This is a genomic window from Flavobacterium aurantiibacter, assembly GCF_002251775.1.
In the GTDB taxonomy this organism is placed as follows: Bacteria; Bacteroidota; Bacteroidia; order Flavobacteriales; family Flavobacteriaceae; genus Flavobacterium; species Flavobacterium aurantiibacter.
Map to the genome: position 1 here is coordinate 1 of NZ_NOXX01000161.1, position 7957 is coordinate 7957.

Below are 7957 nucleotides of genomic sequence, written 5' to 3' on the forward strand. Positions count from 1 at the left end.
AATAACATCAAAAATCAATTAATTTAATTTCACCCAACGGGTTATAGTCTGTTAGGTTTTTAATTACTTTCGGAAATAAATTACTCAAAAAATGTCTTCCGTACTTTTAGCCATAATCACTGCCAACCTGCTGCTTAGTTTTGCTGCTTTTTACGATGAGAATATAAGAGAACGATGCATTTTCGATATTGCTAAAATACGCAGGGGTGATCATGTCCGAATGCTAAGTTCCGGATTTATTCACGGGGATTTTTTTCATCTGTTTTTCAATATGTACGCGCTGTACTTATTTGGTACACAGTTTATATACTTTAGCTCGCCCTTATTTTTTGCAGTAATTTATTTTGTCGGACTTCTCGCAGGCAATTTACTTACGCTTTTAGTGCATCAGAACGACTACACTTATCGCGCTTTAGGCGCATCTGGTGCCGTTTCAAGCGTTGTTTTCGGATCAGTAGTCTTCGATCCACAACAAGAAATTATGATTTTCCCGATTCCTTTTGGTATTCCCGCGTATATTTTTGGACTGATTTTTCTTTTGTATAGTTTGTATGGCATAAAAGCAGCAAACGATAATATTGGGCATACCGCACATTTAGGCGGAGCCGCAGCAGGCTATTTATTTACCGCAATCTCATACAAAACTACTTTCCTGGCTGCGCTACCGTACACCTTGGTACCTGCCGCTGCATTTTTGGTTTTAGGAATCTATCATTTCGGTTTCAAAAAATGATGGCACGCTCTTTGCCTTCGCTCACGCATAATCAATAAACTAAAATAATCATGAAATCAAAAATCGTATGGGTATTGTTGTTAATTAGTAGTTTCGGATGGTCGCAGATCGAAAGTAAACCAATAATCTATGTTACAGGTCTTGGAAAAGTACGCGTGGTTCCCGATCAGGTCGAACTTACTTTCGCTGTGGAAACTTCCGGTTCGAAAGCAAACGAAGTCCAAAAATCAAATATGCAAAAAGTAGATGCAGTTTTGAAATACTTGACCTCACAAGGCATTTCTTCAAACGATATTCAAACCGAACGCGTTTATTTAAACGACCAATTTCTATTTGAACGCAAGAAATCAAACTACGTAGCACGTCAGCAAATTACAGTTCTGTTAAAGAAAATTGACAGCTACGACAAAATTGTAGAGGGTTTGACAGAAAAGGGAGTAAATGCTATCGATAATGTGCAATTGAAATCGTCTGTAGCCGAACAGAAAAAATCCGAAGCTCGTAAATTAGCTGTTGAAAGTGCTAAGAAAAAAGCTGCAGAACTTGCCGCTGCATCCGAAGTGAAATTAGGCAAATTGTTTAACATCACCGACATGTCGAGCGATTACGTACCCACTCAGTTTACCAAACAAATTTATGCAATGGCAGAAAGTGCGATGGGCGATAATTCCCAATCTTTAGCTGCGGGTGAAATGGAAATCATTGTTAATATTCAAGCTACATATTTGATTGAATATTAATACGATAAGTATAAAATCTGAAATGAATGAAAGGTGAAACGAATTATCGATTTCACCTTTTTTTATCTACATGTGGCGTTTTATTGTTAACGCTAGCTATTTCAATATGATTCGCGCCGAGCTAATTCCTGCTTTTATTTTTTCGGCGATTTTTAACGCGCGTTCGATGCGTTTTTCGGGCGATTTCACCTGAGCAACCAAGTACAACAAGCTACGCTTATTTCCAGCGCTTAATCCATTAAAAATGACAGCAGCCTCTTGATCGGATGTTAGTACCGCCGTCCATTCTTCAGGAACAGCAAACTGATTTTCAGTGCGATCTATTTCAAAAATAACTTCAATTCTACTTCCAACACTAAGCTGAAGCTTTTTGCAAATTCTCGAACCTACATTCACAAAAAAACACCGTCTTTCTTCGGTAGAATAGCGCAGTGAAACGATTCCGTTCCATTAATTGTACAGATAACGCGATTATTTCTACTTCTCAAAAAAGATGCAGCAACAGCCTCGTCAATAAGAAAGTAGTGCATGCCACTATCAAATTTCTGAAGTAAATACGGCATATAATTTTGTTGTTTAAGCAAAGATAAAAAGTTGTACTATTTTTTCTTAAATAAATCAGATAAACCACTGCATGTTAGAAACAAATAGTATAAATTCTTTTGAAGCAAATCCCGTTTTCCGCTGTAGTCCTCGTAAAATACGCTGTTTTTATCGGGCTATTCCCGGCTTCTTAGGTCGCCGTTTCTAGCCCAATGCTAACTAGCGTCTTTTCCTCCGGGCTGTCGCTTCAACCGGGGCTAGAAAAACCGTTACTAACGTTTGGTGGAAAAATACCTAAAAATTATTGCTCTACTTGAGAACAAATACCTATTTTAGCTCCAAAAATGTGCCAAACGAGCTATTGGTTTAAGTTGTTTTCTTTGAAAAATCTGAGACAGTACCGTAAAAAAATGGCTATTATTAAGGGCAGGAAAGTAATAAATGAGTAATAGATTAAATCATTGTCGTACAATATCATATTTGCTTTTTTTAAACAGTACATAGCTCAAAAGTGTTCTTTGTATTTGCGATTTTTATTTAATTTTTAGAATTTGGATAGAACTAAAAATTTTGAATACTAACACTAACGGATAAGCATCGAAACCGTAAACAATGCCTAAAAGCAACTCAATAATGAGTAATTAACATAAAAAATCAAAAGAATGAAAAGAACTTTCAAAATTATGACCGTCGTTTTTGCAAGCTCAATTATGCTAACTTCTTGCTTCTCCTACACAAGTGTCGTTGGTAAAGGAGCACAGGGGAATTCAGAGGTTACCAAATGGAATCATTATTTAATTGGTGGTCTAGCACCCGTTGGAGTTTCTGATTCAAAAACTATGGCAGAAGGCGCAACAGATTACACCGTTCACACCAGACAAACTTTTGTAAATGGTTTGATTGCAGCGTTAACATTCAGCATTTACACTCCAACAACAACTACGGTTAAAAAATAATCCGTTAGGCGATCATGATTTCTAATGGTCGCCTTTTTTTCTTTTTCTATCTTTTTATTCCGCACCATTCTTGCTATATTCTAAAAAATAGCGAAATAACTCCTTCGAAATTTCTCAAAATCATTTAAGTGGATGCGTATCCGCAAAATTGTTTTTAATAATATCTACGCTAAATGACTCAACTGATGGATTTTTTTGATAAAAGAATCTGAGATTCCATTTTATTCCCACATTCCTGCAAGCACATTCGCGTTGTTTCTTATCGTATTCGTAGAAATATTCATTTTGTACTTGCACAGATTCCCCAGTAACGTTCCCCGCGGCCGCGGTTGCAATGAAAACAAAGCCGTAGAGCGGGCGAGTGAAGTCGTTTTTGCACAAACGACCAGCAGAAGCTTTTGCAAATACTGCCGAAACCAACCGAGCAAGGCTCCCGATAGCTATCGGGATGCAATGAAAAACGCGAAATGCCGCCCTAAAAACACCTAGCAGTCGGCATAAAACACTTTTTTACGAAAAATTTTGCGTAGAATTTCCAGCTTATTGGAAACGGAATGATCTTGCGTCTCGCCAAACAAGCTAATTTTAACAAGAACCGCGATTTAGACTACTCAGATTATACGATTTAGAAAACCAAACCAGATAAAACCAAGAAAATTCGCAATTTTTTTACTGCTCTTTCACTTTTTGACGGTGCAGATTTTCGCACAGAATCCGATTTTCAAGAATATTTTTACCGCCGATCCGGCGCCCTTGGTGCATAAAGGCGTACTGTATGTGTACACCGGACACGACACGGCCTCAGTGAATGCGCCAAATTACCGCATGCCCGACTGGCATATATATTCGACCAAAGACATGAAAACTTGGAAACATCACGGCGCAAAACTATCGCCTGCTACTTTTAGTTGGGCTACAGGCGACGCTTATGCAGCGCAATGTGTGGAACGCAACGGCAAATTTTATTGGTTTGTATCGACTTTTCACAAACCAAATTCAGCAAGTGGAGGCGGTGCTTGTATTGGAGTAGCTGTAGCCGATCATCCGCTGGGACCTTTTACCGACGCAATTGGTAAAGCACTCATTGTTAATGAAATGACGCAAGACAAACCACATGCTTGGCATGATATTGACCCGACAGTTTTTATTGACGACGACGAACAGGCCTATCTTTATTGGGGAAACGGCAGTATGAAATGGGTTAAACTTAAAGAAAACATGATCGAATTAGACGGTCCGATAACTGTTGATACGCCCAAAAACTATATCGAAGGGCCATGGGTTTACAAGCGAAACGGTTGGTATTATTTGGTTTACGCCGGAAATGGAACCAATCCGGAAATGATTGAGTATTGTATGGCAAAGAGTCCGACTGGGCCTTGGGAATACAAAGGTATTATTCAAGAAAACGTCCCGAACAGTTTTACTACACATCCGGGAATTATTGATTTTAAAGGAAAATCCTACTTCTTCTACCACAATGGTGCGCTACCAACAGGCAGTATGTACCGCAGATCTATTTGTGTGGATTACCTGTACTACAACGCCGATGGAACGATAAAACCGATCGTTCAAACCACAACAGGAGTTTCCAAAGCGCCTTAAAGTTGTCAGATTAGCGTTTTGTATTTTTATTAGCTCTTCCCGTTTTCCGCTATAGTCCTCATAAAATACGCGGTTTTCATGGGGCTATACCCGGCTTCTTAGGTCGCCGTTTCTAGCCCAATTCAAACGAGCGTCTTTTCCTCCGGGCTGCCGCTGCAACCGGGGCTAGGTCATACGTCACTAACGTTTGGTGGAAAAAGTGTTTGTTCGCGAGAAATTGTAGTAGCGGCAAGTATCTAATTTTGTTTAGTCAATGTTAGAGACTTTTTTTAACATTACGCTTTGTTATCTATGGATTTACGGATGTTGTTGAACTATAAAATAAGAAAAACATCAACTACAAAAATTCGTGATCACAACAAAAAAAGAACGAATCGATGAAGTTAATTTACAATGGTTCATTACGATAATTTATGCATCAGACTTAGCAATAAAAACAATGAAGAAATTTATAGAAAACCCAAATGAAGAAGCGTTAAACAAACTGGTTTTTGCGATGAGAAAAAGTCTTTATAATGTTAAGACCACATTGAGTCCAGAGGATTTGAGCTTAGAATAGTTAACACTCCAGCTAGTACGCACAATCATTATACAATTATCTTTTTTTAATTACATTTAGAAGAACAAATACCTTAGTCTGGTATTCGGCTCGCATTTCAAAGAGTTCTGACATACAACTTTGCCAAAACTGCAAAATATGGAACACAAGCAAAACGACACATCGGTACTTTTCCTCAAAAAGAAAGAGGGCAGAGTTTACCCTTGCGGCAGTATGACTGCAATTTTTAAAGCCGATGAAAACGAAACGGCTAACAATTACAGCATTTCCGAATGGTGGTTAGAACCTTATTCTACCGGTCCGGGCGCACACCAGCACGAGGCTAACGATGAGGTTTTCTTCGGTATTTCAGGCGTTACATCGGTACTGGTTGGCGAGACATGGATAGATGTAGAACCCGGAGATTTTTTGCGAATTCCTGCCAAGACGCAACACGATTTTGCAAATAATACGTCCGAAAAATCCGCCGTACTCAACTTTTTTATTCCCGGCGGATTTGAAAGAAATATGCCTGCTATTGTTAAATGGTTCGAATCAAACCAACCCTAAGCCGCGATGAAGATATTTGCTGAAAGCGAACGCCTTATTTTACGAGAATTAGTTCCCGAGGACGTTGACGGTATGTTTGAACTCGATTCAGATCCGGAAGTGCACAAATTTCTGGGCAATAAACCATTGATATCCAGAGAACAGTCTGCAAAAGTCATCACTTTTGTTCGGCAACAATACCAAGAGCACGGCATTGGTCGTTGGGCTGTCGTCGACCGGGAAACCAATAACTTCATTGGCTGGGCAGGATTAAAGTTTGTTACAGAGCTAAATAATAATCACCAAAATTATTACGACATAGGCTACAGGCTCATCAGAAAATATTGGTCGCAAGGTATAGCTACCGAAGCCGCTTTTTTAACACTCGACTACGCTTTTAATACCATGCAACTGCAACAGGTATATGCAGCTGCCGATGCAAAAAACAAGGCGTCTATAAAAGTTTTAGAGAAAATTGGCATGCAGTTCGTAGAAACGTATATCGATGACGGTACACCATGGAATTGGTTTAAAATTGAAAGACTTGATTATACAATTAATAGAAAATCAAAACGTTACTTGATTATTGATGTTGCCTTGATTATTTAGTATTTACGTCACGCCGATTCGCTTTATTAAAGTTTCTTTCTATGAAATTAAAGTCTTTAAAATACCTTTCTATCGCTATTATTTTAGTAGTAACTACCGGTTTTTGGTCGTTTAATAAGATCGGTTTTAAACCAGGTTTAAAAGTCGGACAAAAGATTGACAGTTTAAATGGAGTTTACGTTTATTACAACGGTTCGGTTGGTAATGTAGTGGGTCGGAATACCACTGCCGACGGCTACAATCTTGGATTGAAGTATCAGTGCGTTGAGTTTGTTAAACGCTATTACTATCAAAAGCTTAAACACAAAATGCCCGATAGCTATGGTCATGCAAAAGATTTTTATGATCGCGCTGTTGCAGATGGCGGAATGAACAAAAAAAGAAATTTAATTCAGTTTACAAATACGAGTAAATCGAAGCCTCAGGTGAACGATCTTCTGATTTTTGATGGAAATTTATTCAACCAATACGGTCATGTGGCCATTATTTCCAAAGTAACAGCTTCACAAATACAAATTGTGCAGCAAAATCCGGGGCCAAACGCAAAATCCCGAATTTCCCTCGACCTCAATTACAAACACGGAAAGTGGACCATTAAGCACGACGAAATTTTGGGTTGGTTGCGAAAAGTTTAGAAGAACAGAATTTTCAATAAATGCTGTCGTTGTAAGAAAATGTTTTAAACCGCTATTTCTGACTAAAATCGATTATTTGCGATTCGAGTTTGCTAATTATTTGACTGCGGGTGTTCCTCGAGGCCGTGATGGCAGTGAAAACAAAACCGTAGGAAAAGCGTGTGAGTGCGGTTTTGACGAGGCGACCAGCGGAAGCCCTTGACAAAAGCAGCACGAACCGCTTTTGTGCGTTTTTGTTGCAACGAATAGCGCGAAATGCCGCACTGGTAAAAAATGAAAAACCAATAATTAAACTTAGATTGACAAAAAGACTCGGTTTTTTGATAAAAAAAATAGCCGCGAAACGATTTTACTTAAATTGACTCGTAAGCAATCGCAATTACGGCTATTTTATACGTAAGAAAATGTAATAGCGGTAGTGAATTATGATTTCGGAGGCCAGTTTTTTACTTTACTCAAGGTGACGGGTCCACTGACTGCGCCCTCTTGTAATGAAAAACTAGCTACACCGTCTTCAGAGCCATTCCAAGCAATAGTACCATTATCTCCTAAAATACAAACACCGTTTGTATCTATTCCATGAGAACTACCACCGCAGCCATCATCTGTACTTGCCCACAGCACGTTATACTGATTTACGCTTTGAGGTGCTATGTTAAAAGTTAGCTGGCTTCCGCCATTTGGGGTGTAAACTCCAGATCCACTTTGTATAGCATACCCTTGGTAGCTTTTATTATCAGCGGCCTGAAAAGTCTGTAATTCGGTACTGATAACAATACTTACTGAGAGACCATAATTTTTGAAAGAATAGTTAACGGTTGCGTTGCCCATAATTTTTGTGTTTTAGTTACTAAAAATAATAAAAATAATTGAGTTATCCAAATATATTCCGTATATTTATACCTGATTTAAAATGATTTGCACCTGTTCACAGGTCAAAATATCCTAGACTTTTCAAAAGCTTTCCCCGATGACGATGCTTGCTTGGCATATTTAGCNCAAACCGTTATGTGCCATTTTACAGAGACACCCCAAACCAATAAAAATAA

The 7957-nt window shown here is 38.6% G+C and carries 10 protein-coding genes; 8 read left to right on the forward strand and 2 right to left on the reverse strand.

Annotation, left to right across the window (positions count from 1 at the left end; all coding sequences use genetic code 11):
• Nucleotides 1–91 precede the first annotated feature (91 nt).
• Together CHX27_RS04225 and CHX27_RS04230 are read left to right on the forward strand one after the other, a co-directional pair.
• The gene (locus CHX27_RS04225) at nucleotides 92–733 is read left to right on the forward strand and encodes a rhomboid family intramembrane serine protease (RefSeq protein WP_094485519.1); all 642 of its coding nucleotides are present in this window, start codon (nucleotides 92–94) and stop codon (nucleotides 731–733) included.
• Nucleotides 734–783: 50 nt separating this feature from the next.
• A complete protein-coding gene (locus CHX27_RS04230; protein ID WP_094485520.1) occupies nucleotides 784–1473 on the forward strand; it encodes an SIMPL domain-containing protein in 690 nt (229 codons plus the stop codon).
• A 96-nt stretch (nucleotides 1474–1569) separates the two neighbouring features.
• Here CHX27_RS04230 and CHX27_RS04235 read toward each other — a convergent pair whose 3' ends face one another.
• Nucleotides 1570–1869: a YdeI/OmpD-associated family protein gene (locus tag CHX27_RS04235; protein WP_165764434.1), complete on the reverse strand. Its 300-nt coding sequence runs from the start codon at nucleotides 1867–1869 to the stop codon at nucleotides 1570–1572.
• 809 nt (nucleotides 1870–2678) lie between these two features.
• Between CHX27_RS04235 and CHX27_RS04240 the strand changes: the two genes are divergently transcribed.
• The 6 genes from CHX27_RS04240 (at nucleotide 2679) to CHX27_RS04265 (ending at nucleotide 6908) form a co-directional block, all read left to right on the forward strand.
• Nucleotides 2679–2972, forward strand: a complete 294-nt coding sequence (locus CHX27_RS04240; RefSeq protein ID WP_094485522.1) for a Bor family protein — start codon at nucleotides 2679–2681, stop codon at nucleotides 2970–2972.
• Nucleotides 2973–3665: 693 nt separating this feature from the next.
• Nucleotides 3666–4577 (forward strand): glycoside hydrolase family 43 protein, encoded by a 912-nt coding sequence (locus CHX27_RS04250; protein ID WP_243388960.1) that lies wholly within the window; start codon nucleotides 3666–3668, stop codon nucleotides 4575–4577.
• Nucleotides 4578–4926: 349 nt separating this feature from the next.
• The gene (locus tag CHX27_RS15330) at nucleotides 4927–5136 is read left to right on the forward strand and encodes a hypothetical protein (protein WP_133063412.1); all 210 of its coding nucleotides are present in this window, start codon (nucleotides 4927–4929) and stop codon (nucleotides 5134–5136) included.
• 138 nt (nucleotides 5137–5274) lie between these two features.
• On the forward strand, nucleotides 5275–5685 hold the full coding sequence (locus CHX27_RS04255; protein WP_094485525.1) for a cupin domain-containing protein: 411 nt from the start codon (nucleotides 5275–5277) through the stop codon (nucleotides 5683–5685).
• A 6-nt stretch (nucleotides 5686–5691) separates the two neighbouring features.
• Entirely contained in the window at nucleotides 5692–6273 is a 582-nt protein-coding gene (locus tag CHX27_RS04260) for a GNAT family N-acetyltransferase (RefSeq protein WP_094485526.1), read from the forward strand.
• 41 nt (nucleotides 6274–6314) lie between these two features.
• A complete protein-coding gene (locus tag CHX27_RS04265; protein WP_094485527.1) occupies nucleotides 6315–6908 on the forward strand; it encodes a CHAP domain-containing protein in 594 nt (197 codons plus the stop codon).
• Between the two features lie 423 nt (nucleotides 6909–7331).
• On the opposite strand, the gene CHX27_RS04270 is transcribed toward CHX27_RS04265, so the two are convergent.
• Complete coding sequence (locus CHX27_RS04270) at nucleotides 7332–7739, reverse strand: hypothetical protein (protein WP_094485528.1); 408 nt, start codon at nucleotides 7737–7739, stop codon at nucleotides 7332–7334.
• Nucleotides 7740–7957 lie beyond the last annotated feature (218 nt).